The following is a 24,365-nucleotide window of genomic DNA, read 5'->3' on the forward strand; positions in this document are numbered from 1 at the left end:
AGGGCATATGCCCTCCGGAGACTCTGCGGTATACGGCTACGGTAGCTCCGGTCGGCCGGCCGCGAGCCGGTCGCCGATGTCCCGCAGTCCCGCGAGGTCGTGCACATCGCCGGGCAGCGCGGCCACTTCCACCACGGCCACTTCGGGGTGGCGCGCGGTGAAACGGTCACGTGTGCGCTGCTCGCGGGAGAGCAGCTGCATGCGCTCGGCGTGCAGCGTCAGCAGGCCTGCGGTGAGCTGGTCGACGGTGCGGTCCGGGCCGTCGGAGGAATCGGAGTCGGGCTCGGACGCGTCGGGCCCGGGCTGGGACGAGGGGGATTCGTCTGCCCGGGATGCGTGGGGTGCTTGGGGCGTCGTCGTCCCGTCGAGTCCGGACGAGGGGGAGCCGTCGGACTCGGACGCGGATGATTCAGAACTGCCGTACGTGTCGGGAGAGTTACGAAGTCCAGCTTTCCCGCCTCCCTGATCCACAATGCGGGGCTCCTCAAGATTTTCCGCGACCTCAAGGTTTTCCGTGACCTCAAGGTTTTCCGCAGCGGCGAGCGCACGCTCGGCGGACAGCCGGTCGGCACCGCTGCCGTGTACGCGGTTGAGGACCAGACCGACCAGCGGCATGTCCTCCGCGGCCAGCCGCTCCACGAAGTACGCGGCCTCGCGCAGCGCGTCCCGCTCCGGAGCCGCCACCACCAGGAACGCCGTACCGGGCGCCTGAAGCAGCTTGTACGTCGCGTCCGCGCGCGTACGGAACCCGCCGAACGTCGTGTCCATCGCGGCCACGAACGTCTGTACGTCCTTCAGCAGTTGCCCGCCGAGCAGCTTGCCGAGTGTGCCGGTCATCATCGACATACCGACGTTCAGGAAGGCCATGCCCGCGCGGCCGCCCAGCTTCGCCGGAGCGGTGAGCAGGCGGATCAGCTTGCCGTCCAGGAAGGAGCCCAGCCGCTTCGGCGCGTCCAGGAAGTCCAGGGCGGAGCGGGAGGGCGGGGTGTCGACGACGATCAGGTCCCACTCGTCCCGGGCCCGCAGCTGGCCCAGCTTCTCCATCGCCATGTACTCCTGCGTGCCCGCGAAGCCCGCCGAGAGGGACTGGTAGAAGGGGTTGGCCAGGATGGCGGCCGCCCGCTCGGCGTCCGCGTGCGCCTCGACGACCTCGTCGAAGGTGCGCTTCATGTCGAGCATCATGGCGTGCAGTTCGCCGCCGGCCCGTCGTCCACCGTCCTCGGTGCTGTCGCCGCCGGCCTGCCGGGCCCCGCCCTCGGCCCCGCCCTCGGCCCCGCCCTCGGCCTCGGCCTCGGCCCCACCCTCGGCCTCGGCCTCGGCTGAATCGCCGCGCGACGCCCGTCCACGGTCCTCGGTACCCTTCACCTTCCGCGGCACGTTGTCGAGCGAGTCGATGCCCATGGACTGCGCCAGCCGCTTGGCCGGGTCGATGGTGAGCACGACCACCTTGCGGCCGCGCTCGGCCGCCCGCAGCCCCAACGCCGCCGCGGTGGTCGTCTTCCCGACCCCGCCCGAGCCGCAGCACACCACGATCCGCGTGTCCGGGTCGTCCAGTAGCGAGTCGACGTCCAGCGTGGGCGCATGGGCCAGCCGGCGCGTGCCGTCCTGAGCCGGGTACGAGTCCGGGTCCGAAGTCATGACATCCCCTGTTTCCGCAGCTCGGTGGCGAGTTCGTACAGGCCCGCCAGGTCCATCCCCTCGGCGAGCAGCGGCAGTTCGTGCCGCGGCAGGTCCAGCTCGGCGAGGACCGCACGCTGCTCGTGCTCCAGCGCGTACCGCTCGGCGTACTCGGCGGCCTGTGCGAGCAGCGGGTCCACCAGCTGCTCGGCCTTCCCGCCGCGCCGAGCCCCGCCCAGACCCGCGGCCGACAGCGCCTGTGCCACGGCGGTGCGAGGCACGGTCCGTACGAGTTCCAGGTCGGCGGCGTCCAACACCTCCGGCCGGACCATGTTCACGATGACCCGGCCCACCGGCAGTCGCGCCGCGCGCAGTTCGGCGATCCCGTCGGCGGTCTCCTGGACCGGCATCTCCTCCAGGAGGGTCACCAGGTGCACGGCCGTCTCCTTGGACTTCAGCACCCGCATCACGGCCTGCGCCTGATTGTGTATCGGGCCGATCTTGGCGAGCCCGGCCACCTCGTCGTTCACGTTCAGGAAGCGCGTGATGCGGCCGGTCGGCGGGGCGTCCATGACCACGTAGTCGTAGATGAACCGGCCGGCCTTGTCCTTCCTGCGCACCGCCTCGCACGCCTTACCGGTCAGGAGGACGTCTCTGAGGCCCGGCGCGACGGTGGTGGCGAAGTCGATCGCGCCGAGCTTCTTCAGGGCCCGGCCGGCCCCGCCGAGCTTGTAGAACATCTGGAGGTAGTCCAGAAGGGCCAGTTCGGGATCGATGGCCAGCGCGTAGACCTCACCGCCCCCCGGCGCCACCGCGATCTTCCGCTCTTCGTATGGCAACGCCTCCGTCTCGAAGAGCTGGGCGATGCCCTGCCGACCCTCGACCTCCACGAGAAGCGTTCGCTTCCCCTCGGTCGCGAGGGCCAGCGCGAGTGCGGCGGCGACCGTCGTCTTTCCGGTCCCGCCCTTGCCGCTGACGACCTGGAGCCTGCTCACATCTTCGAGACTAACCAGTCGGCCGGACACTCACGCGGGAGGCTGTGGATAACCGTGCGTGCGGTAGGCCGTGAAATCCGGTGGTGGTCGGCCGTCACCGGCCCGGCGGCCGGCCACGTGTACCGTCCGTCACAGCGGATACAGTCGGCCCATGACCAAGTGGGAATACGCGGAATACGCAAAAGTTACGCCACGAACCATGTCATGAGCTAGTTGTCGTCGTCCGACCTGCGGCTATGCGTGCTCCTCCAGCCTCAGCGGGGCTGCCATCTCTCCAGCGATCCAACCGCCCACAAGGGCACGGAACCTGTCCGGTCGTGTGACAGGTACGACATCCGTCGAAGCCCCCGCAGTGCGGGCGCCACACAGATCAGAACTGATCTGGGATGCCCCGGTCGAAATTTCGCGGCGATGCGTGCGGAGCTGGGGGCCGGGTCCATGGGGCGCGCTCGCCCAGAGATTGACCTACCCCCCATCTTCGATTACCTCCTTCGCGGTCCCGTTACGGGCGGCGGTTCCGCCAGGCGCACGACACGTTCGGCTTCAACATCGAACCCGAGTACCGGATGACCGTAATCACCGTCCGGATCCATCAGCGCCGGCTTGCCCAGTCGTCGACCGATGTCCCGCAGGAAACTGCAGAACAGATCGAGTCGCTCCTGTCCCTGAAGCTCCCGCAGATCCATATCAAAGTCGATCTCCTCCGGCGCATGGAAGCGGAAGATCGTCAGCACCTCGGTTGACGCCCAGACCCGCAGCTCAGGGTACTCAGCGTCGGCCGGACGGGAGAGCACTGTCTCCGCCCTGGGGGGCGCCTACACCCACTCGATGGACACGCGTCCCTCGATCACGGCAGATGCCTTGCTGCCTCGGCTCTTTTCGCTGGGCAGCGCCTTCCGTACGGTGACCCGCTTGCAGAAGAACGCCACGAAGCTACGCCGGTCGGGCAGCGTCGCCGACTCCCACCAGGACCCTGGACCCAGCGGGTCACCGTTGTCCGACTCGGTCCACGCGCTGATAGGCAGCACCAGCGAACCAGCCTGCCCGAGTGCCTCCAGCCTGCTGTCAGCGGCGCGTAGCCGCTCCTGCTGAGTCCGGATGTCTTCCTGCCAGCGTGCCCGGCCGACTGGGTCACCGGCGTACAGGTCACGGTCGTCGTACAACTGCGTCAGAGCCCGCGTAGCGTCTGCCCGCTCCTGCATGACCGCTTGCCGCTCCTGCGCTGCCTCGGGCGTCTCGTTCACCTCGGCGTAGTGCGCGCTGACGCGAGTGAGGGTTTCCCGCGACTCCTCATCCCATTCCGCTGCCGCAATCACCGCGAAAATGCTCCGGACCACATGATCGTCAAGGGCGGCGCGCGAAATGTAGCTGCGCCCCTCATGGTCACCAGGGGCAGCGCTCACCGGCTTCCCTGCCGGGCGGTTGCAGAAGTAGCTGGGGCGCGCTGAGTTGTTGGCCGACATCGAGCAGCCACATGCACAGACCAGTACGCCCATGGACGAGAGCAGCGCCGTAGTCCGGTGCTCATTCATGCGGACCGGCCGGGTGTCGAGCCATTCCTGCATGGCGAACCAGTCAGCTTCGCCAAGGATCGGTTCCCATGCGCGGACCGGCTTACCCTCGGCGTCCCGCTGTATCCGGTGGCCGGTCACGCGCCCGTTGGTGCCGTAGGTGGCCTCAGCGTGGAAGCCAGCGATATGCGGGTGGCGAAGCATGCGGATGAGCGTCTTGGGGTGCCATGAGCTACCGGCCGTGCGCTTCCCGCGCGAGGCACCCAGGGTCGGGACCCCTTCGGTATTCAGCGTCGAGCAGATCGAGTGCACAGAGTCAGTGCCAGCGAGCAGGGCCTTCACAATGCGCCGGATAACTTCCGCCTCATCCGGATGAGTTACGAGGGTCTGCACGGCAACAGGTTTGCCGCCGGGAGCAGTCCGGTTCTCCTGCTGAAGCCTGCGACCGTACGGCGCCTTACCGCCCACATAACCGCCCAGCGAACGGGCCAGCGCAGCAGCGTCACGGACCGCCGTCGACTTGTTCTTGGACTCCTGGTGCGCTGCGTCGAGGCGGAAAATCAGGTGAATCAGGTCCATGGTGTCGCCGGGCCGGAATACGCCCTCCATGGTCGACACGATGGTTACGCCCAGCGAGAGCAATTCGTTGACGATTGGGATTGCGTCGCGCGGCTCCAGGCGGGAGAGCCTTGAAATGTTGTAGACGACGACCACGTTGACCTGGCCCATGCGGCATTCGCGCAACAGCCGCTCAAAATCCGGCCGCTCCGTCCCGCTGCAGGCAGAGATGCCGACGTCCTCATAGTGTCCACACCAGGTGGCTTCACGGCCCTGCCGCGCGGCCTCAGTGGAGAACGACTCGAACCGTGCCCGGTTGGCGTCGCGCTGGCTCGCGAGGCTTGCCTCGCTGCCGTTGACCCGTCCGTAGGACTGTCGTGTGTAGCCTGCGACGTGAAGGTTCATACCGCTTACCACCTGGGGTGTTGTCATGGCTGATTCTCGCCATCGTTCGTGGGAATACGCAACCGTGCCGCTGCTCGTCCACGCTACGAAGCAGATTCTGGACACCTGGGGCGAGGACGGCTGGGAGCTCGTCCAGGTCGTGCCCGGGCCCAACAACCCCGAACAGCTCGTGGCCTACCTGAAGCGGGAGAAGCCGTGATGAGCGCCGTCGAGGCCAAGCTGGCCGAACTCGGTCTCTCGCTGCCGGCGGTCGTCCCACCGCTCGCCGCCTACCAGCCGGCCGTGCAGTCGGGTGCGTACGTCTACACCTCCGGCCAGCTGCCGATGGTGGACGGCAAGCTTCCGGTCACCGGCAAGGTCGGCGCCGAGGTCACCGCGGAGGAGGCCAAGGAACTGGCCCGCACCTGCGCGCTGAACGCCCTGGCCGCCGTGAAGTCCGTCGCCGGTGACCTGGACCGCATCGCGCGTGTGGTGAAGGTCGTCGGCTTCGTCGCCTCCGCCGCCGACTTCACCGGCCAGCCCGGCGTCATCAACGGCGCCAGCGAGCTGCTCGGCGAGGTCCTCGGCGACAAGGGCGTGCACGCGCGCAGCGCGGTGGGCGTCGCGGTGCTGCCGCTGGACGCACCGGTCGAGGTCGAGGTCCAGGTCGAGCTGCTGCCGTAACCGCATCCGGCTGCTGTTGCGGCGTTCGGCTGCTGCCGTAACCGCATCCGGCCGGTCGCCGCCCTCACCGCATCCGGTCGCCGCCGTGGCGCATCCGGGTGCCCCGGAGCCCCTCTCGAACATTCGCTCCCCACGGGATAGCCTCCGGTAATGGCCGATGGACAGTGGTATCCCCCGGAGTGGCCGGACCGCATCCGCGCGCATGCGGAGGGCACCCTCGTACCGGTGTCCTCGAAGCGCGCGGCGACCGTCCTGCTCCTGAAGGACACCCCTGGCGGCCCGGTCGTCCACATGCTGCGCAGACGCGCCTCCATGGCCTTCGCCGGAGGCGCGTACGCGTATCCCGGTGGCGGTGTCGACCCGCGGGACGACGACCACCAGGTCCGCTGGGCGGGCCCCACGCGCGCGTGGTGGGCCCAACGGCTCGGCGTCGACGAGGCGGGCGCCCAGGCGATCGTCTGCGCCGCGGTGCGGGAGACGTACGAGGAGGCCGGCGTCCTGCTCGCGGGCCCGGCCGCCGACGCCGTGGTCGGGGACACCACAGGGGACGACTGGGAGGCCGACCGCGCGGCCCTGGTCACCCGTGACCTGTCCTTCGCCCAGTTTCTGGACCGGCGCGGCCTGGTGCTGCGCTCGGACCTGCTGGGCGCCTGGACGCGCTGGATCACCCCGGAGTTCGAGACCCGCCGCTACGACACCTGGTTCTTCGTCGCCGCCCTCCCGGAGGGCCAGCGCACCCGGAACGCCTCCACGGAGGCCGACCGCACGGTGTGGATCCGCCCGGCCGAGGCGGCCGCCGGATACGACAAGGGCGAGTTGCTGATGATGCCGCCCACGATCGCGACCCTGCGTCAGCTGACGCCGTACGCCACGGCCGCCGAGACGCTCGCGGCGGCGCCCGCGCGGGACATGACCCCGGTGCTGGCCCGCGCCCGCCTGGAGGGCGGCGAGATCGTCCTGGCCTGGCCGGGGCACGACGAGTTCACCAAGCACATACCGACCGCGCCCACCGCGGAACCCGCCCCGGGATCCAGCGCAGGAGGCCCCGCATGACGAACGCAGCAGCCCTGCCCGGCCAGCCGCGCGGCGGGGTTCTCTCGGGCCCCGCCACCGCGCGGGCCGTCAACGTGCTGGCGCCCAATGCCTCCGTGATGACCCTGGACGGCACCAACACCTGGATCGTCGCCGAGCCCGACTCCGACCTGGCCGTGGTGATCGACCCCGGCCCGCTGGACGACGGCCACCTCAACAACGTCCTCGACACGGCCGAGAAGGCCGGCAAACGCATCGCGCTCACCCTCCTGACCCACGGCCACCCGGACCACGCCGAGGGCGCCGTCCGCTTCGCCGAGCTGACCCGCACGCGCGTGCGTGCCCTCGACCCGGCGCTGCGCCTGGGCGACGAGGGACTGGCGGCAGGCGACGTGATCACGACCGGCGGCCTGGAGCTCCGGGTCGTGCCCACCCCCGGCCACACCGCCGACTCCCTCAGCTTCCACCTCCCGGCCGACCGCGCGATCCTGACCGGCGACACCGTCCTGGGACGCGGCACGACGGTCGTGGCCCACCCGGACGGCCGTCTGGGCGACTACCTGGACTCGCTACGACGGCTGCGCTCCCTGACGGTCGACGACGGCGTCCACACGGTCCTGCCGGGCCACGGACCCGTCCTGGACGACGCCCAGGGCGTCGTCGAGTTCTATCTGGCCCACCGGGCCCACCGGCTCGCCCAGGTCGAGACGGCCGTCGAGAACGGCCACCGCAGCCCGGCCGAGGTCGTCGCCCACGTCTACGCGGACGTGGACCGCTCCCTGTGGCCGGCCGCGGAGCTGTCGGTCCGGGCGCAGCTGGACTATCTCGGTGAGCACGGCCTGATCTAGTCCCAGCGCTCAAGCCGGGGACCTGGACCCAGCCATCCTTTTCGGGACCTAGTCCCAGCCCTCGGGTCTGGGGGCTTTCACGCCGTGCACGCGCGCGTACTCGTCCGCGAGCCACGGGCCGAGGTCGTCGACGTACGACCGCAGGATCGCGCGGTCGCCGACCGGCTCGTACCCCAACCCCGCCGCACGGCGCAGCTGTTCGGCCCGCTCCGGGTAGTAGCCGGCGAACGCCTCGGCCATCTCCCGCAGATCGCTGGTCCAGCCGTTCCAGCGGGGCATGACGAGGGTGAAGCCGGTGCGCACGAGATGGCGTGACATGAGGCGCACCAGGGGCCGCAGGGCCTGCTCGGTGTCGTCCGCGGCCGCTATCCGGTCGCGCCAGCGCGGCAGCAAGCGGGCGAGGTCGCCGTTGGTCTCGCGGGCGAGCAGGGAGTCGGGGCGGTAGCGGGGCAGGAACTCCGCGAGGTCCTCGCCGAGCAGCGGGGTGCACTGGCAGGCCACGAACCAGCCGATGTCGTACCGCTCCAGTTCGCTGAGCACCCGCGCGCGGGAGTAGAGCAGGGTCCCGACCCCGTCGATCTCCGGGAACTCCTTGTCGACGGCGTCGCCGAGGGCACGGGCCGTGTCCCGGTCGGCGCCGGTCGGCTCCTCCCGCAGGACGGCCACCAGATCCAGGTCGCTGTGCCCCACGCGCGCGGTGCCGCGCGGGACCGATCCGTAGAGGTAGGCGCTGTCCAGCCGTGCGCCGAAGACGTCCAGGAGCCGGTCGCGGGCGGCGGCGACGACGGGGCGGAAAACGTGCGGCACGCGCGCGTGCGAGCCCTCGCGCTCGATGAAGCCCAGGGGGTCGAGTCCTCGGGACGGAACCGTTTCAGGCATCAGCAATCACGTATCAGCCCGGCCGCCCCCCGAACGACGACGACTACCGGGAGCGCTTTGCCAGACGCTCGACGTCCAGCAGGATCACGGCTCGTGCCTCCAGGCGCAGCCAGCCGCGCTGGGCGAAGTCCGCCAGCGCCTTGTTCACGGTCTCGCGGGATGCGCCGACCAGCTGGGCCAGCTCCTCCTGGGTGAGGTCGTGGACGACGTGGATGCCCTCTTCGGACTGCACACCGAAGCGGCGCGAGAGGTCCAGCAGGGCGCGCGCCACCCGGCCCGGGACGTCGGAGAAGACCAGGTCGGACATGGCGTCGTTGGTCTTGCGCAGCCGGCGTGCGACGGCGCGCAGCAGGGCGGTGGCCACCTCCGGGCGGGCGTTCAGCCAGGGCTGGAGGTCGCCGTGGCCCAGGCCCAGCAGCTTGACCTCGGTCAGCGCCGTCGCCGTCGCCGTACGCGGGCCCGGGTCGAACAGCGACAGCTCGCCGATCAGCTCGCCGGGACCGACGACGGCGAGCATGTTCTCGCGGCCGTCGGGGGAGGTGCGGTGGAGCTTGACCTTGCCCTCGGTGACGACGTAGAGCCTGTCGCCCGGGTCGCCCTCGTGGAACAGGGAGTCGCCACGCGCGAGGGTCACCTCACTCATGGAGGCACGCAGCTCCGCGGACTGCTCGTCATCGAGCGCCGCGAAGAGCGGGTTGCGCCGCAGAACGTCGTCCACGAGTTCTCTCCTTGTAGACCTGCTCAGGGGATCTTGCTCCCCCTTGGTACCAGGGGACCGTGTTCCCCGTCTTGCCGGACGATTCAAACAGTGTGATCTGTCACAAGGATGCCGCACAGGTGTCCCGAGGTAAGCGGCAGGGGTCCAATCGGGGGCTGATCTTCCGGGTCCGGGGCGGATGTCGGTGCCGGGCTTTAGGCTGGCCGGGTGTCCAAATCGCCGGTAGAGCACAGGCCAAGGGGGCTGGGCGGGTGGTTGTACGTCGTGATTCCGCCGTGGGCGAACAGGGGTCCGATGCTGCCCCTGGGGAACCGAAAAAGGCGACAAAAGCAGCAAAAGCCGTGAAGAAGGCCGCGGTGAAGAAGACGGCGCAGGAGAAGGCCGTAGCGAAGAAGACCGTGCAGAAGAAGGCCGTAACGAAGAAGGCGGCACCGGCGAAGACCGCGGCCGGGCAGACGGCCTCGAAGCGACCCGCTGCCAAGCGCGCCGCGTCCAAGACGGCCGTGGCCGAGCAGGCCGCCGCCGAGCAGGCCGCCGCCGAGAGGCCGCAGACGCCCGGGAAGCCCGAGTCGCACACCGCTCTGGTCCGCCGCGCCCGCCGGATCGACCGCGAGCTCGCCGAGGTGTATCCGTACGCCCACCCCGAGCTGGACTTCGAGAACCCCTTCCAGCTCCTGGTCGCCACGGTGCTCTCCGCCCAGACCACCGACCTGCGCGTCAACCAGACCACCCCGACGCTCTTCGCGAAGTACCCCACCCCCGAGGACCTGGCCGAGGCCAACCCGGAGGAGGTCGAGGAGATCCTCCGGCCGTGCGGTTTCTTCCGGGCCAAGACCAAGTCGGTGATAGGGCTCTCCAAGGGCCTGGTGGAGCAGTTCGGCGGTGAGGTCCCGGGGCGGCTCGACGACCTCGTCAAGCTGCCCGGCGTCGGCCGCAAGACCGCCTTCGTCGTGCTGGGCAACGCCTTCGGGCGCCCCGGCATCACCGTGGACACGCACTTCCAGCGCCTCGTCCGCCGCTGGCGGTGGACCGCGGAGACCGAGCCCGACAAGATCGAGGCGGCCGTCGGCGCGCTGTTCCCCAAGAGCGACTGGACCGACCTCTCGCACCATGTGATCTGGCACGGCCGCCGGATGTGCCACGCCCGCAAGCCCGCCTGCGGGGTCTGCCCCATCGCACCGCTCTGCCCGGCCTACGGCGAGGGCGAGACCGACCCGGAGAAGGCGAAGAAGCTGCTCAAGTACGAGAAGGGCGGCTTCCCCGGCCAGCGCCTCAAGCCCCCGCAGGCGTATCTGGACGCGGGCGGCAGGCCGGCGCCGCCGCTGGGCGCGGTATCAGGGACATGACCTAGGGATCTTCTGAGGGGCGAGGAACGGAACGATCAAGGAGTCTTCGGGCGTTGGAACGGGCAGGCCGGGGCAGCAGGGCAGGACGGGGGATGCCATGACACACAGCGGCAAGGCGCACACCGGGGTTCCACGCGCGGGTGTGGCGCTCAGCAAGGACGGTCTGCCGGAGTGGCTGGACCCGGTGGTGCGGGCCGCCGAGACGGTGCAGCCGGTCCAGCTGAGCCGCTTCCTGCCGCCGGAGAACGGCGCGGGACGGCAGTCGGCCGTGCTGATCCTTTTCGGCGAGGGCGAGCAGGGGCCCGAGCTGCTGCTGATGGAGCGGGCCGGCTCGCTGCGCTCGCATGCCGGGCAGCCCTCGTTCCCCGGTGGCGCCCTCGACCCCGAGGACGGCGACCCGAAGGCCGACGGGCCGCTGCGGGCCGCTCTCCGCGAGGCCGAGGAGGAGACCGGGCTCGATCCGGCCGGTGTGCAGCTGTTCGGGGTGCTGCCCAGGCTGTACATCCCGGTGAGCCACTTCGTGGTCACCCCGGTGCTGGGCTGGTGGCGCGAGCCGAGCCCGGTGGGGGTGGTGGATCCGAACGAGACGGCGAGGGTCTTCAGGGTCCCCGTGGCGGATCTCACGAATCCGGCCAACCGGGCCACCGCCGTGCACCCCAGCGGCCACCGAGGCCCGGCATTTTTGGTCGAATCGACCTTGGTGTGGGGGTTCACGGCCGGGGTGATCGACCGCTTGCTGCACTACGCGGGATGGGAGCGCTCCTGGGACCGCGAGAAGCTGGTCCCGCTCGACTGGCGGTCATGACAGGGTGTCCACCGTGAATGTGCTGGACATCCTGTTGCTGGTCGCCGCCGTGTGGTTCGCGATCGTCGGCTACCGCCAGGGATTCGTCGTCGGCATCCTGTCGGTGATCGGCTTCCTGGGCGGCGGACTCGTCGCCGTCTACACCCTCCCGGTCATCTGGGACGCGGTGACCGACAACGCCGAGGTGGGCACGACCGCCGCGGTGGTCGCCGTGGTCGTCGTCATCGTCTGCGCCTCCGTCGGCCAGGCCCTGACCACGCACCTGGGCAACAAGCTGCGCCGGTACATCACCTGGTCCCCGGCCCGCGCCCTGGACGCCACCGGCGGCGCACTGGTCAACGTGCTGGCGATGCTGCTGGTCGCCTGGCTGATCGGCTCCGCCCTCGCGGGCACCACGCTGCCGACGCTCGGCAAGGAGGTCCGCAACTCCAAGGTGCTCCTCGGGGTCTCCAGAGCACTGCCCAACCAGGCGGACACCTGGTTCGCGGACTTCTCCGCGGTCCTCGCGCAGAACGGCTTCCCGCAGGTCTTCAGCCCCTTCGCCAACGAGCCGATCACCGATGTCTCACCGCCCGACCCGGCCCTCGCGAACAGCACGGTGGCCACCACCGCCAGACAGTCCATCGTCAAGGTCACGGGCACCGCGCAGAGCTGCGGCAAGATCCTGGAGGGCACCGGCTTCGTCTTCGCCGACCGCCGGGTCATGACCAACGCGCACGTGGTCGGCGGCGTCGACGAGCCCACCGTCCAGATCGGCGGCGAGGGCCGCAGGTACGACGCCAAAGTCGTGCTTTACGACTGGCAGCGCGACATCGCCGTCCTGGACGTGCCGGACCTCCCGGCGAGGGCCCTGAAGTTCTCCGCCGTGGACGCCGAGACCAGCGACAGCGCGATCGTCGCCGGGTTCCCGGAGAACGGGTCGTACGACGTCCGTGCCGCCCGGGTGCGCGGCCGTATCACCGCCAACGGCCCGGACATCTACCACCGCGGCACCGTCCGCCGTGGCGTCTACTCGCTGTACGCGACCGTCCGCCAGGGCAACTCCGGCGGCCCCCTGCTCACCCCCCAGGGCAAGGTGTACGGGGTCGTCTTCGCGAAGTCACTGGACGACGCCGACACCGGATACGCCCTCACGGCCGACGAGATCCGGGCGGACATCACCCGGGGCCGCACCGCGAATCAGCAGGTCGGGACCGACAGCTGCGCCCTGTGAGGGATCAGCCGCGGGTGTGGCGCAGACGGACCGAGACCCAGCGGGCCCGGCGGCGCAGGATATGCGGAATCCCCACCCTGAGGTCCGTGCCCGGCAGCTGCGGGGCGGCTCCTCGATGGGAGTTCAGACCGCCTGTCGTACGGCGGTTTCGGGGTGCGTCACTGTAGTCGTGCGTCCAGCCCATACCCCGACGTCTGCCCCTGCCCCAAGGTCGATAACCTCGCGCACGGCCCTCAATTGGCGTATGCGCGGGGCATGTGGCCGTTCGTAGAACAGGTGTGCAGATCCGGATACCGGGCGCATCGGCGCGGTCACCGATCGGGCTCGGGGTCCTTCAGCCAGTTGATCAGTTCGGTGGAGAACGCGACCGGGTCCTCCTCGTGCGGGAAGTGCCCGAGCCCGTCGAACAGCCGCCAGCGGTAAGGGGCTTCGACGTACTCGCCGGAGCCGGCCGCGCTGCGGGTGCGGGCCACCGGGTCCAGGGAGCCGTGCAGATGCAGCGTCGGGACGCGCACCGGGCGCTTCATCCGGCGGTTGAACTGGATGCCGTCCGGGCGGGCCAGCGAGCGCACCAGCCAGCGGTACGGCTCGATCGAGCAGTGCGCGGTGGACGGGATGCACATGGCCCGCTGGTACGTCTCCACCGTCTTGTCCTCCGGCAGCCGCGGCCCGGACCAGTCCCGGATCAGCCGGCCGACCAGGGCGCCGTCGTCGGCGGTGAGCTGCCGCTCGGGGACCCACGGCCGCTGGAAGCCCCAGACGTAGGAGGCGGCTGCGGACTGCCGGCGGTCCCGCAGCATCGCCGAGCGCCAGCGCCGTGGGTGCGGCATGGACACGACCGCGAGCCGTCGTACCAGCTTGGGGCGCATGGCGGCCGCCGTCCATGCCAGATAGCCGCCCAGGTCGTGGCCGACCAGCGCGGCGTCCGGCTCGCCGAGGGAGCGGATCACGCCGGTGATGTCGAGCGCGAGGTTGGCCGGGTCGTAGCCGCGCGGGGTCCGGTCGCTGCCGCCGACGCCCCTGAGGTCCATCGCGACGGCGCGGAAACCCGCGTCGGCGAGCGCGACCAGCTGGTGCCGCCAGGCCCACCAGAACTCCGGGAAGCCGTGCACCAGCATGACCAGCGGGCCGTCGCCGAGCTCGGCGATGTGGAAGCGCGCGCCGTTCGCGGCGACGTCCCGGTGTGTCCAGGGGCCTTCGAGCCGTACGGCCGAGGGGGCGGGATCGGTCATGACGACGAGCGTCCCACAGCCTCGATGGCCGGCAGGTCATCGCTGGGGAGCGCCGGACGAGGATGAGGCTTGGCGTTCTGCAGCACGCCCGCCGTCTCCTTCATCGACGCGGCCACCTTCTGCGGGCCCTGGCCCTTCTTGGCCTTCTTCGCGAACACCAGACCGATAAGTGCGAGGACGCCCGCCACCAGGACGTTCGCCGCGAAGGAGAGCAGGAAGCAGACCGCGAGATTCCAGTGGCTCCAGGTCCGAATGCCGTACGCCAGCGCGAAGTTGAGCATCGGCAGGGAGAACAGCAGCAGCACACCGGCCGCCGAGAAGGCGCCGCCGCTCGTCGCGCCCCGCTTGACGTCCTGCTTCAGCTGGGCCTTGGCCAGCGCGATCTCGTCGTGCACCAGCGCCGACATCTCGGCCGTGGCCGAGGCGAACAACTGGCCGATGCTGCGTTCGGCACCGACCGGGCTGCCGTCGGGTGCGCTCATCGCGGTCTCCCTCTGCGTACTTGTCATCGTCTTTTGTACCGTCTCGTCAGATCATGCCGGACGGTTGCCCTGCTCGCTTGCCCTGCCCGGCACTTCGGTAAGCGCGTCATGCCTGTGGGGGTGCCCTCGCCGGCCTCTAACGCGCGGCCTGCCCGGCTTTCTCGGCGGCGATGCGGCGGTGGTCGGCGGCCTTGCGGTCGTAGATCTCAGCCATCCGCAGGTGGTACGCCGGGTCGTCCTGCTCGTAGATGTCCGGGATGCCGTCGAGGTCCTCGTCCCGCTCCTCGTCGGCACAGAGCGCGCGGTAGCGGGCGTTGCGTATCTTCAGCAGCACCGTGGCGCACAGGGCCGATATCAGTGAGCCGACGAGTACGGCGGTCTTGACCTCGTCCGTGAGCACGGCGTCGCCGCCGAAGGCGAGTTCGCCCATGAGCAGCGACACGGTGAAGCCGATTCCGGCGAGCGAGGCGACCGCGAAGACATCGCCCCAGGCGAGGTCCTCGCTGAGCGAGGCCCGGGTGAAGCGGGCGGTCAGCCAGGTCCCGCCGAAGATCCCGACCGTCTTGCCGACGACCAGCCCGAGGACCACGCCTAGCGTCTCGGGCTTGCCGAACACGTCGCCGAGCGCCCCTCCGGACACCTTCACGCCGGCGCTGAAGAGCGCGAACAGGGGCACGGCGAGCCCCGCCGACAACGGCCGCACCAGATGCTCGATGCGCTCGCCGGGGGAGTGCTGCTCACCCTTGTGGGTGGTGCAGCGCAGCATCAGGCCCATGGCGACACCGGCGATGGTCGCGTGCACGCCGCTGTTGTACATCAGCGCCCAGATGACCAGCGCGAGCGGCACGTACACGTACCAGCCGCGTACGCCCTTCCTCAGCAGCAGCCAGAAGACGACGAGGCCGAGGACCGCGCCGCCGAGCGCGGCGAAGTCGATCCGGGCGGTGAAGAAGACCGCGATGATCAGGATCGCGAACAGGTCGTCGACGACCGCGAGGGTGAGCAGGAAGGCGCGCAGGGCGCTGGGCAGCGAGGTGCCGATGACAGCCAGCACGGCCAGCGCGAAGGCGATGTCGGTGGCCGTGGGCACCGCCCAGCCCTGAGTGGAGCCGCCGCCGGCGAGGTTGGTGAGGGTGTAGACGAGGGCCGGTACGGCCATGCCGCACAGCGCGGCGACCACCGGCAGTACGGCCGCCTTCGGATCCCGCAGATCGCCGGCCACCAGCTCGCGCTTGAGCTCTATGCCGGCGACGAAGAAGAAGACCGCGAGCAGGCCGTCGGCGGCCCAGTGGGCGATGGAGAGGTTCAGGCCGAGGGCGCCAGGGCCGAGGTGGAAGTGGCTGACGGTCTCGTAGCTGTGGTGCAGCGCCGGTATGTTCGCCCAGATCAGCGCGGCTATCGCGGCGATCAGCAGCAGTACACCGCCGACGGTCTCGGTCCGCAGCGCGTCCGCGACGAAGGTCCGCTCGGGCAGCGAGAGCCGGCCGAGGGCCTTGCGGACGGGGCTGGTGCGGGGCGCGGACACGAGGACCTCCGGTCGGGTGGGCAGGACGGGCTACTTGCCGACCAGACTTCCCGGCACACCTTGAGGAACGCGCTACTTTGCTTAGTTTACCTAAGGTGTGGCGAGAGTTGCAAGGTGAATCTCACAGTAGGTGCAAAAGGGGCGCCCGGCGCGTTTCGCGCCGGGCGCCCCTTCGGGTGGGTCACCTTCGTGCGGTCGGTGTCAGTCCTCGGTCGGCGCCGCCGGGAGCTTCGCCTGGATGACGTCCATGACCGCGGAGTCCGTCAGGGTCGTCACGTCACCGAGCTGGCGGTTCTCGGCGACGTCGCGGAGCAGCCGGCGCATGATCTTCCCGGAGCGGGTCTTCGGCAGCTCGGCCACCGGCAGGACCCGCTTGGGCTTGGCGATGGGGCCGAGCGTGGCGCCGACGTGGTTGCGCAGGTCGTTGACGAGGCCCTCGTCCTCGGCGTTCGCCGTGCCGCGCAGGATCACGAAGGCGACGATCGCCTGTCCGGTCGTCTCGTCCGCCGCGCCGACCACGGCCGCCTCGGCGACCGACGGGTGGGACACCAGCGCGGACTCCACCTCGGTCGTCGAGATGTTGTGCCCGGAGACAAGCATGACGTCGTCCACGCGGCCGAGCAGCCAGATGTCGCCGTCGTCGTCCTTCTTCGCCCCGTCACCGGCGAAGTACTTGCCCTCGAAACGCGACCAGTACGTGTCCAGGAACCGCTGGTCGTCACCCCAGATCGTGCGCAGCATCGACGGCCACGGCTCGGTCAGCACAAGGTAGCCGCCACCGCCGTTCGGCACCTCGTGAGCCTCGTCGTCCACCACCGTCGCCGAGATGCCGGGCAGCGGGGTCTGCGCGGAACCGGGCTTGGTCGCGGTGACACCCGGCAGCGGCGAGATCATCATCGCGCCGGTCTCGGTCTGCCACCAGGTGTCCACGATCGGCGTCCGGTCGGCGCCGATGTGCTTGCGGTACCAGATCCAGGCCTCGGGGTTGATGGGCTCACCCACCGAACCCAGCACTCGCAGCGAGGACAGGTCGAACTTCGCGGGGATGTCGTCGCCCCACTTCATGAACGTCCGGATCGCGGTGGGCGCCGTGTACAGGATCGTCACCCCGTACTTCTGCACGATCTCCCAGAACCGGCCCTGGTGCGGGGTGTCCGGGGTGCCCTCGTACATCACCTGCGTCGCGCCGTTGGCCAGCGGCCCGTACACGATGTACGAGTGGCCCGTGACCCAGCCGACGTCGGCCGTGCACCAGTAGACGTCCGTCTCCGGCTTGAGGTCGAACACCGCCCAGTGCGTGTACGACGCCTGGGTGAGGTAGCCGCCCGAGGTGTGCAGGATGCCCTTCGGCTTACCCGTCGTACCGGACGTGTAGAGGATGAAGAGCGGGTGCTCCGCGTCGAACGCCTCCGGGGTGTGCTCGGCCGACTGCCGCTCCACGACCTCGTGCCACCACACGTCCCGCGTGTCGTCCCAGGCGACCTCCTGCCCGGTGCGCCGTACGACCAGTACATGCTCGACGTTGCCGGCCTTGCCGACCGCCTCGTCCACGGCCGGCTTGAGCGCGGACGGCTTGCCGCGCCGGTAGCCGCCGTCGGAGGTGATGACGACCGTGGCGTCCGCGTCCTGGATACGGGTGGCGAGCGCGTCCGCCGAGAAGCCGCCGAAGACCACGGAGTGCGCGGCGCCGATCCGGGCGCAGGCAAGCATCGCGATCGCCGTCTCCGGGATCATCGGCATATAGACCGCGACCCGGTCACCCTTCTGGACTCCCAGCTCCAGCAGGGCGTTCGCCGCCTTGGAGACCTCGTCCTTCAGCTCGGCATAGGTGATCGCGCGGCTGTCGCCGGGCTCGCCCTCGAAGTGGATGGCGACCCGGTCGCCGTTACCGGCTTCCACATGCCGGTCCACGCAGTTGTACGCGACGTTGAGCTCGCCGTCCTTGAACCACTTCGCGAACGGCGGGTTCGACCAGTCCAGCGTCTCGGTCGGCTCCTTGGCCCAGGTCAGCCGGCGGGCCTGCTCGGCCCAGAAGCCGAGCCTGTCAGCCTTGGCCTGTTCGTACGCCTCGGCCCTGACATTGGCGTTCTCGGCCAGGTCAGCAGGCGGCGCGAAGCGTCGCTCCTCCTTCAAGAGGTTGGCCAGGCTTTCGTTGCTCACGACATCTCCCTTTCCAAGGGTGTCCGTTGTGTCCCAGGCCACAGCTCATCAGACCTGGGGGCCCGGTGACAAGGGCCGTCGAAAAATTGGTTTAGACCTTTCGGGTACGGCAGCGTAAGCCGGGCCCGCCGATGCCGGCCTGGACGGCGCCGACAGACCCCCGCCGCCCCTTCCTCAGGCCGGGCTGCGCAGCTCCTCCGCGCCCGGCACCCCCTCGAACACCTCTCCCTCTCTCTCACCTTCGGCCCGGCGCAGCAGATACGCCTGCGCCTCGCCCACATGGAAGTACATCCCCTGAAGCTCCAGCTCACCGGCCGCCAGCGCCCGCGCCACCGAGTCGTGCGCCCGCAGATGCTCCAGCTGCTGGACCACATTGGCCAGACAGAGCCGCTCCGCCGTGTCCGCCGCCGGCCGCCCGGCCAGCCGGACCCCCGGCAGGCCGTCGTCGGCCAGCCGCGCCAGGCTCGGCAGCCCGTGCCGCAGCCACCGTCCGAGCGGGGTGGTGCCACCCCCGGACCCGGAACTCAGCAGCGCCTGCATGGCCCCGCACCCGGAGTGCCCACACACCGTGATGGACCGCACCTTCAGCACGTCCACCGCGTACTCGATCGCGGCCGCCACCGAGTCGTCACCGTTCTCCTCACCCGGAAGGGGGATCAGGTTGCCGACGTTGCGGACCACGAACAGGTCACCCGGACCACTGGAGGTGATCATCGACGTGACGAGCCTGGAGTCGGCGCAGGTGAGAAAGAGCTGCGACGGCCGCTGCCCCTCACGCGCCAGCCGGGCCAGCTCCTCCCGCACCAGGGGCGCGGTGTCGCGCTGGAACGCGCCGATCCCACGGGCGAGTTCATGACCGGCACCGGCCGGTCCGCCCCCGCCCCACCGGGCGAGGCCCGACCTGAGGAGGCCCGGTCCGTGGCCGTGACTCAGGCGCGGCTCGGGACGGTGCCCGTGCTCCGGTCTGTGCCCGGGCTCTGGTCTGTGGCCATGCTCCGATTCCTGGCCGTACTCCGGTGAGCGCACGCCCACCCGGCAGCCGGTCAGTTCGGCGGAGCCGCCCTGCGCGGTGTGGGCCCTGCGCCAGTCCCGCAGTGACTCGTACGCCGCGTGGTCCATGAACGAACCGTCCAACTCCACCACGGCGTGGACGCCTTGGGGTACGAGATGCAGGGCTCTGCTGAGCCGGGGCACCGCGAGGAACGTCAGCTGTCCTCTTACGTGTACGCGATGGACTCCTCCCTCGTCTTCATGGGTGATGCGGGTACGGGCGAGGCGGTGCAGGGCGACGGCGACGGCCACGGCGACCCCGAGGAGCACGCCCTCCAGGACGCCGAGGATCACCACGCCGAGTGTGGTGACGGCGTACACCGCGACCTCGCGGTGGCGGGTCACCGTACGGATGTGGTGCAGGGACACCATCTGGATGCCGACGGCCATCACCAGGGCGGCGAGCGAGGCGAGCGGGACGAGATCCAGGACCGGGACCATCAGCAGTGCGGCGACTACTACGAAAACGCCGTGCAGCATCGTGGAGTTCCGGCTGACGGCACCGGATTGCACATTTGCCGAACTGCGCACCGCGACCCCCGCGACCGGCAGCCCGCCGAGCGCACCGGAGACGATGTTGGCCGCGCCCTGACCGAGCAGTTCGCGGTTCAGGTCGGACCGGCCGACCCGGGACTGGGGTCCGGGGCGGCCGACCACCAGCTTGTCCACGGCGACCGCGCCGAGCAGCGACTGCACGCTGCACACCAGAGTGGTGGTGAGCACGGCGGCGACGATGCCGAGCACCGGTCCCTCGGGCAGCCCCGCCAGGGCATGGCTGCTCCAGGACGGCAGGTCGACCCGGGGCAGGGTGAGCCCGGTGAGCGAGGCGGTCGCGGTGGCACCGGCGACGGCGACCAGGGCCGCCGGGACCGTGCGCAGCAGACGGCCCGCTCTGCCGGGGATCCGCGGCCAGCCGAACAGCAGGGTCAGGGTCAGCGCGCTCATCGTCACGGCAGCCGGGTGCACGTTCGCCAACTGGGCGGGCAGCGCACGGACATTGGCGGGGACCGAGCTCTGCGGGTTGCCGCCGAGGACGATGTGCAGCTGGGCGACGGCGATGGTGATGCCGATGCCGGCGAGCATGCCGTGCACCACGGCCGGGCTGACGGCGAGCGCGGTGCGGGCCACACGCAGACAGCCCAGGCCCAGTTGGGCCAGGCCGGCGAGGACGGTGATGCCGCAGGTGGTCCGCCAGCCGTAGCGGTGGATCAGGTCGGCGGTGACCACGGTGAGCCCGGCGGCCGGCCCGCTGACCTGGAGCGGGCAGCCGCCGAGCCGCCCGGCGACCAGTCCGCCGACGGCCGCCGCGACCAGCCCGGCCTGGAGCGGGGCGCCGGTGGCGAGGGCGATACCGAGGGACAGCGGCAGGGCGATCAGGAACACCGAGACGGACGCGGACAGGTCGGCGCCCTCGATCCGGAGACGGCGGCGAGGGGACGTGGGCGGGCTCGGTGGCCGGTCAGCGCCCTTGGTCCGGCGGGGACTTGTGGCTTCGGCTGGGGCTCCGGACTGGGCGGGGCCGAGGCTCTCGGGGTGGGTGGGTACGCAGGCTGATGACATGTTTCCCGTCTCCTCCGGGCAGCGCGGTCGCGGACCAGGGGCCCCCTCGCCACAGGGCTGGGGCTCGGTCGCGGCTGTGGGTCACGGCGTGCAGTGGCGGGATGAATCAACACTCGGTAAATGAATCGTAATGCAGAGTAAAGGTCGGGCATGGATTTTCTGCGCAAATGGGGCACCTGTTCACCTCCATGGGTGAAGTGAGCAGTTCATCGGCTTGTCGTATTAATCCCCCTCTCGGTCCTATGCGACCTTGGCGGCGCTGTCGGCACATACCCGGCACACCGCCATAAAACGCCGTGATCGGCGTTTGCCGAGAGAAGGAAGAAGGTGGGCGGAATTGGCCGCCACCCAGAGGATCGCCGTCGGCGCCGTGGCCGCCGCGGCCTGTGCCGCGTCGCTGGCGGGTTGCGCGACAGGCACCAACTCCAAGGAAGGGGCGTCCGGGCCGCAGAAGGGAGCGCCGGCGCCCCAGAGCGTGGTCCGTCTGATCGGCGACGGTTCCACCTCGTACACCGGAGCGCAGCCGCATCTGCCCCGGCCGGAGAAGCTCCAGCCAGGTGAGAAGCCCCCGCAGTTCGTGGTGTTCTCCTGGGACGGCGCGGGCGAGGACAGCCAGAAGCTGTTCTCACACTTCCGCAAGCTCTCCAAGGAGAACAACGCGACCATGACGTACTTCCTCAGCGGCGTCTACATGCTGCCCGAGGAGAAACGTGACCTCTACCGGCCCCCGCAGCACTCGCCCGGCCGCTCCGAGATCGGCTTCAACGACGAGCAGGGCATCGCCGACACCGTCAAGCAGCTGCGGCTGGCCTGGCTGGAGGGCAACGAGATCGGCACCCACTTCAACGGGCACTTCTGTGGCCCCGACGGAGGTGTCGGCGAGTGGTCGGTGGCGGAGTGGAAGAGCGAGATCGCCCAGGCCAAGCAGTTCGTGAAGACCTGGAAGACCAACACGGGCATGAAGAACGCCTCACCCCTGCCCTTCGACTACGACAAGGAGCTCATCGGCGCCCGCACCCCCTGCCTGGAGGGACAGAAGAACTTCACGAAGGCGGCGAGCCAGCTGGGCTTCCGCTACGACACCAGCGGTGTCAACGACCAGGTCTGGCCGAAGAAGAAGGAAGGGCTGTGGGACCTGTCGATGCAGCTCGTCCCGTTCCCAGGCCACTCCTTCGAACAGCTGACCATGGACTACAACTTCATGGTCAACCAGTCCGGCACCTCGACCCAGGGTGACCCCGACAAGTACGACTACTGGGGCGAGCAGATGCGCGACGGGCTGCTCCAGGGCTTCAACCGGGCCTACAACGGCAACCGTGCGCCGCTCGTCATCGGCAACCACTTCGAGTCCTGGAACGGCGGCACCTATATGCGGGCCATCGACGAGGTCGTCGGGAACGTCTGCAACAAGCCAGAGGTGCGCTGTGTCTCCTTCCATCAGCTGGCCGACTGGCTGGACGCCCAGGACCCGCAGGTCCTGGCGCGGCTGCGCACCCTGAACGTGGGCGAGGCCCCGCGCCAGGGTTGGGCGTCCTTCCTCTCCGGCCGTCCTGCCCCGGCACCGAAGGGGGTGCCCGGGGCGCCGGCGGTCAAGCAGTAGGCAACAGGCGGGGGTGGCGCCCCGTCGCCGGAGTGCCCACCTCCGTCAGACGGGTGCCGTCACTTCCTCGCCGAGCACGAAGCCGGGGTCGATCTGCGCCGTCAGGTCGGCCCCGGTGCGCTCGTTGCCCCACGACTGGGCGTTCTTCAGGTGGAAGTGGACCATCTGCCGGGTGTAGCGCTCCCAGTCCCGCAGCTCGTACGTCGCGTCGGCGGCGACCTTGAGGGCGTGCAGGGCACGGGAGTTGGCGGCCTCCAGGAGCCCGAACCGGGGCGGGCGGCCCTTCTCCATGGCGCGCACCCAGTCCGAGTGCCCGACCGTGACCAGCAGGTCGTCCCCGACCTCCGCGCGGAGGAAGTCGATGTCGTCCTGCCCCTGCACCTTGTTGCCGACGACCTTCAGCACTACGCCGAAGTCCCGGGCGTACTCCTTGTACTGGCGATAGACGGAGACCCCCTTCCGGGTCGGCTCGGCGATGAGGAACGTGATGTCGAAGCGGGTGAACATGCCGGAGGCGAAGGAGTCCGAACCCGCCGTCATGTCGACCACGACATACTCGTCGGGGCCGTCGACGAGGTGGTTCAGGAACAGCTCCACCGCTCCTGTCTTGGAGTGGTAGCAGGAGACCCCCAGGTCGGCGTCCGTGAAGGGCCCGGTGACCATCAAACGGACGGCACCGCCGTCGAGTTCCACCGGGCGCGCACAGGCGTCGTACACCGGATTGGGCTCCCGCACCTGGACCAGTCGCGAGCCCTGGCCGGGCGGGGTCGTCTTGATCATCGTCGCGGCGGAGGCGATGCGCGGGTTGTTGCCGCGCAGATAGTCCTTGATCAGGGAGAGCCGCTCACCCATCGCGGGCAGCGCCGCCGACTCCGTCTCGTCGAGGCCGAGCGCGGGGCCCAGGTGCTGGTTGATGTCGGCGTCGACGGCGACGACCGGCGCGCCGGCGGCCGCCAGATGGCGGATGAACAGAGAGGAGAGCGTGGTCTTGCCGCTGCCGCCCTTCCCGACGAAAGCAATTTTCATGTTCGCGAAGAGTAGTCGGCCGATAGCCGAACGTGTCAGGCGAAGTGAAGAAGACCACTCCTTCGTGGAGTGGCGGGCAGGGGGTGCGTAGGGTCGTACTCATGAGTACGACAGGTGCGACCGCCGATCCGCTCGCGGCCCTGGGCTCGCTGCCCGGTGTGGCCGAGTCCGTGGAATCCGTGCGCAAGGCCGTGGACCGGGTCTACGGGCACCGGGTCATGCGGCGCCGCAGCAACGCCGTCACGTCCGAGGCCGCGCTGCGCGGCGCCCGGGGCAGCGCGGCGCTGTCCGGCGCCGACTGGGCGCTGGAGGAGGTCAGGCGGCGCTCCGACTTCGGTGTCGACGACGACGCGCGCGTGGTGGGTGCGGCCCTGCGGCTGACCGCCGAGGCGGGCCAACTGCTGTCCATCTGGCGGCAGTCACCGCTGCGCGTGCTGGCCCGGCTGCACCTGGTGGCGGCCGCGACCGGTGACGACGAGGTGGGGCGGCCGCGCCGGGCCGGCGAAGGCGTCGACGAGCCGCTCATCGAGCTGGCGCTGCCGGACGCCGACGAGGTGTCGGGGCGCCTCGACGGGCTCTCCGAGCTGATCATCGCGGGAAGTTCCGCGCCCGCGCTGGTGACGGCCGCCGTGGTGCATGGCGAGCTGCTCGCCCTGCGGCCCTTCACCTCGTACAACGGGCTGGTCGCGCGCGCGGCCGAGCGGATCGTGCTGATCGGCAGCGGCCTCGACCCCAAGTCGGTCTGCCCCGCCGAGGTCGGCCACGCCGAACTGGGCCGCGCCTCCTATCTGGCGGCCCTGGACGGCTATGTCTCGGGCACTCCGGAGGGCATGGCGGCCTGGATCGCGCACTGCGGCCGCGCGGTCGAGCTGGGTGTGCGGGAGTCGACCGCGGTGTGCGAGGCGCTGCAGCGCGGGGCGGCGTAAGAGCCCGGAAGGCCGCGCAAACGGGTTGCGGCGGTACGAGTGCTCGTACCGCCGCTGGCATGTTCACCGGGTTACCAAGCGTCCTCGAAATGTCGCCCATCAGGTCGGGTGCTTTGCCCGTCACCTGGTGCGGCTGGCCCGTAATCGACGGGTCGACGTCGCGTGGGTGCCCGGTGTCCATGCTGGGTCCGTGGGGCCAAATGCGTTTTAAAGG

21 protein-coding genes and 1 pseudogene are annotated in these 24,365 nt (G+C 70.1%); 9 read left to right on the plus strand and 13 right to left on the minus strand.

Annotation, left to right across the window (positions count from 1 at the left end):
- Positions 1–36: 36 nt before the first annotated feature.
- The 4 genes and pseudogenes from ABTY98_RS21020 to ABTY98_RS21035 form a co-directional block, all read right to left on the minus strand.
- Positions 37–1,638, minus strand: coding sequence for an ArsA family ATPase (locus ABTY98_RS21020; RefSeq protein WP_352222432.1), 1,602 nt, complete (start codon positions 1,636–1,638; stop codon positions 37–39).
- A complete protein-coding gene (bagA, locus tag ABTY98_RS21025; protein ID WP_352222433.1) occupies positions 1,635–2,612 on the minus strand; it encodes an ATPase BagA in 978 nt (325 codons plus the stop codon). The genes ABTY98_RS21020 and bagA overlap by 4 nt, the downstream gene beginning before the upstream one ends.
- A 482-nt stretch (positions 2,613–3,094) precedes the next feature.
- Positions 3,095–3,421, minus strand: a pseudogene (locus ABTY98_RS21030) (hypothetical protein); the annotation flags it as partial.
- A 6-nt stretch (positions 3,422–3,427) separates the two neighbouring features.
- Positions 3,428–5,113 carry a recombinase family protein gene (locus ABTY98_RS21035; RefSeq protein WP_352222434.1) on the minus strand — a complete coding sequence of 562 codons (1,686 nt, stop codon included), beginning with the start codon at positions 5,111–5,113 and terminating at the stop codon, positions 3,428–3,430.
- On the opposite strand from ABTY98_RS21035, the gene sp36 reads away from it, so the two are divergent.
- The 4 genes from sp36 (at position 5,112) to ABTY98_RS21055 (ending at position 7,629) form a co-directional block, all read left to right on the plus strand.
- Positions 5,112–5,285, plus strand: coding sequence for a Sp36 family protein (gene sp36, locus ABTY98_RS21040; protein ID WP_352092726.1), 174 nt, complete (start codon positions 5,112–5,114; stop codon positions 5,283–5,285). The genes ABTY98_RS21035 and sp36 overlap by 2 nt on opposite strands.
- Positions 5,285–5,749, plus strand: a complete 465-nt coding sequence (locus ABTY98_RS21045) for a RidA family protein (RefSeq protein ID WP_352222435.1) — start codon at positions 5,285–5,287, stop codon at positions 5,747–5,749. Before sp36 ends, ABTY98_RS21045 begins: the two co-directional genes overlap by 1 nt.
- A 150-nt stretch (positions 5,750–5,899) precedes the next feature.
- On the plus strand, positions 5,900–6,802 hold the full coding sequence (locus ABTY98_RS21050) for an NUDIX hydrolase (protein ID WP_352222436.1): 903 nt from the start codon (positions 5,900–5,902) through the stop codon (positions 6,800–6,802).
- Positions 6,799–7,629, plus strand: a complete 831-nt coding sequence (locus ABTY98_RS21055; RefSeq protein ID WP_352222437.1) for an MBL fold metallo-hydrolase — start codon at positions 6,799–6,801, stop codon at positions 7,627–7,629. The genes ABTY98_RS21050 and ABTY98_RS21055 overlap by 4 nt, the downstream gene beginning before the upstream one ends.
- A 48-nt stretch (positions 7,630–7,677) precedes the next feature.
- Here ABTY98_RS21055 and ABTY98_RS21060 read toward each other — a convergent pair whose 3' ends face one another.
- Positions 7,678–8,508 (minus strand): nucleotidyltransferase domain-containing protein, encoded by an 831-nt coding sequence (locus ABTY98_RS21060; protein WP_352222438.1) that lies wholly within the window; start codon positions 8,506–8,508, stop codon positions 7,678–7,680.
- Between the two features lie 43 nt (positions 8,509–8,551).
- Positions 8,552–9,226 (minus strand): Crp/Fnr family transcriptional regulator, encoded by a 675-nt coding sequence (locus ABTY98_RS21065; protein WP_018547939.1) that lies wholly within the window; start codon positions 9,224–9,226, stop codon positions 8,552–8,554.
- A gap of 275 nt (positions 9,227–9,501) precedes the next feature.
- On the opposite strand from ABTY98_RS21065, the gene nth reads away from it, so the two are divergent.
- The 3 genes from nth (at position 9,502) to ABTY98_RS21080 (ending at position 12,590) form a co-directional block, all read left to right on the plus strand.
- Positions 9,502–10,572 carry an endonuclease III gene (gene nth, locus ABTY98_RS21070; protein WP_502994296.1) on the plus strand — a complete coding sequence of 357 codons (1,071 nt, stop codon included), beginning with the start codon at positions 9,502–9,504 and terminating at the stop codon, positions 10,570–10,572.
- A gap of 97 nt (positions 10,573–10,669) precedes the next feature.
- The gene (locus ABTY98_RS21075; protein ID WP_352222440.1) at positions 10,670–11,377 is read left to right on the plus strand and encodes an NUDIX hydrolase; all 708 of its coding nucleotides are present in this window, start codon (positions 10,670–10,672) and stop codon (positions 11,375–11,377) included.
- A gap of 13 nt (positions 11,378–11,390) precedes the next feature.
- The gene (locus tag ABTY98_RS21080) at positions 11,391–12,590 is read left to right on the plus strand and encodes a MarP family serine protease (RefSeq protein WP_352222489.1); all 1,200 of its coding nucleotides are present in this window, start codon (positions 11,391–11,393) and stop codon (positions 12,588–12,590) included.
- Positions 12,591–12,594: 4 nt separating this feature from the next.
- Here the strand turns inward: ABTY98_RS21080 and ABTY98_RS21085 are convergent, their stop codons facing one another.
- From ABTY98_RS21085 to ABTY98_RS21110, 6 genes are all read right to left on the minus strand, one after another.
- Entirely contained in the window at positions 12,595–12,774 is a 180-nt protein-coding gene (locus ABTY98_RS21085) for a hypothetical protein (protein WP_352222441.1), read from the minus strand.
- 127 nt (positions 12,775–12,901) lie between these two features.
- On the minus strand, positions 12,902–13,822 hold the full coding sequence (locus tag ABTY98_RS21090; protein ID WP_352222442.1) for an alpha/beta fold hydrolase: 921 nt from the start codon (positions 13,820–13,822) through the stop codon (positions 12,902–12,904).
- Entirely contained in the window at positions 13,819–14,304 is a 486-nt protein-coding gene (locus tag ABTY98_RS21095) for a phage holin family protein (RefSeq protein ID WP_352222443.1), read from the minus strand. The genes ABTY98_RS21090 and ABTY98_RS21095 overlap by 4 nt, the downstream gene beginning before the upstream one ends.
- A 136-nt stretch (positions 14,305–14,440) precedes the next feature.
- Complete coding sequence (gene nhaA / locus ABTY98_RS21100) at positions 14,441–15,829, minus strand: Na+/H+ antiporter NhaA (RefSeq protein WP_352222444.1); 1,389 nt, start codon at positions 15,827–15,829, stop codon at positions 14,441–14,443.
- Between the two features lie 201 nt (positions 15,830–16,030).
- Positions 16,031–17,989 (minus strand): acetate--CoA ligase, encoded by a 1,959-nt coding sequence (gene acs / locus ABTY98_RS21105; RefSeq protein WP_352222445.1) that lies wholly within the window; start codon positions 17,987–17,989, stop codon positions 16,031–16,033.
- Positions 17,990–18,163: 174 nt separating this feature from the next.
- Positions 18,164–20,599, minus strand: a complete 2,436-nt coding sequence (locus ABTY98_RS21110) for a SulP family inorganic anion transporter (RefSeq protein ID WP_352222446.1) — start codon at positions 20,597–20,599, stop codon at positions 18,164–18,166.
- A gap of 337 nt (positions 20,600–20,936) precedes the next feature.
- Between ABTY98_RS21110 and ABTY98_RS21115 the strand changes: the two genes are divergently transcribed.
- On the plus strand, positions 20,937–22,199 hold the full coding sequence (locus ABTY98_RS21115; RefSeq protein ID WP_352222447.1) for a polysaccharide deacetylase family protein: 1,263 nt from the start codon (positions 20,937–20,939) through the stop codon (positions 22,197–22,199).
- A 45-nt stretch (positions 22,200–22,244) separates the two neighbouring features.
- Here the strand turns inward: ABTY98_RS21115 and ABTY98_RS21120 are convergent, their stop codons facing one another.
- Positions 22,245–23,225 carry an ATP-binding protein gene (locus ABTY98_RS21120; protein ID WP_352222448.1) on the minus strand — a complete coding sequence of 327 codons (981 nt, stop codon included), beginning with the start codon at positions 23,223–23,225 and terminating at the stop codon, positions 22,245–22,247.
- Positions 23,226–23,326: 101 nt separating this feature from the next.
- Between ABTY98_RS21120 and ABTY98_RS21125 the strand changes: the two genes are divergently transcribed.
- Entirely contained in the window at positions 23,327–24,151 is an 825-nt protein-coding gene (locus tag ABTY98_RS21125) for a Fic family protein (protein ID WP_352222449.1), read from the plus strand.
- Positions 24,152–24,365: the final 214 nt, after the last annotated feature.

The sequence above is a fragment of the Streptomyces sp. NPDC096040 genome (assembly GCF_040303265.1).
In the GTDB taxonomy this organism is placed as follows: Bacteria; Actinomycetota; Actinomycetes; order Streptomycetales; family Streptomycetaceae; genus Streptomyces.

Coding starts and splice junctions, on each gene's coding strand:
- sp36 (WP_352092726.1), top strand. CDS start 5,112: ATGGCTGATTCTCGCCATCGTTCGTGGGAATACGCAACCGTGCCGCTG.
- ABTY98_RS21055 (WP_352222437.1), top strand. CDS start 6,799: ATGACGAACGCAGCAGCCCTGCCCGGCCAGCCGCGCGGCGGGGTTCTC.
- ABTY98_RS21035 (WP_352222434.1), bottom strand. CDS start 5,113: ATGACAACACCCCAGGTGGTAAGCGGTATGAACCTTCACGTCGCAGGC.
- ABTY98_RS21050 (WP_352222436.1), top strand. CDS start 5,900: ATGGCCGATGGACAGTGGTATCCCCCGGAGTGGCCGGACCGCATCCGC.
- ABTY98_RS21125 (WP_352222449.1), top strand. CDS start 23,327: ATGAGTACGACAGGTGCGACCGCCGATCCGCTCGCGGCCCTGGGCTCG.
- ABTY98_RS21020 (WP_352222432.1), bottom strand. CDS start 1,638: ATGACTTCGGACCCGGACTCGTACCCGGCTCAGGACGGCACGCGCCGG.
- ABTY98_RS21060 (WP_352222438.1), bottom strand. CDS start 8,508: ATGCCTGAAACGGTTCCGTCCCGAGGACTCGACCCCCTGGGCTTCATC.
- ABTY98_RS21120 (WP_352222448.1), bottom strand. CDS start 23,225: ATGAAAATTGCTTTCGTCGGGAAGGGCGGCAGCGGCAAGACCACGCTC.
- ABTY98_RS21090 (WP_352222442.1), bottom strand. CDS start 13,822: ATGACCGATCCCGCCCCCTCGGCCGTACGGCTCGAAGGCCCCTGGACA.
- ABTY98_RS21075 (WP_352222440.1), top strand. CDS start 10,670: ATGACACACAGCGGCAAGGCGCACACCGGGGTTCCACGCGCGGGTGTG.
- ABTY98_RS21110 (WP_352222446.1), bottom strand. CDS start 20,599: ATGTCATCAGCCTGCGTACCCACCCACCCCGAGAGCCTCGGCCCCGCC.
- ABTY98_RS21045 (WP_352222435.1), top strand. CDS start 5,285: ATGAGCGCCGTCGAGGCCAAGCTGGCCGAACTCGGTCTCTCGCTGCCG.
- ABTY98_RS21095 (WP_352222443.1), bottom strand. CDS start 14,304: ATGAGCGCACCCGACGGCAGCCCGGTCGGTGCCGAACGCAGCATCGGC.
- ABTY98_RS21085 (WP_352222441.1), bottom strand. CDS start 12,774: ATGGGCTGGACGCACGACTACAGTGACGCACCCCGAAACCGCCGTACG.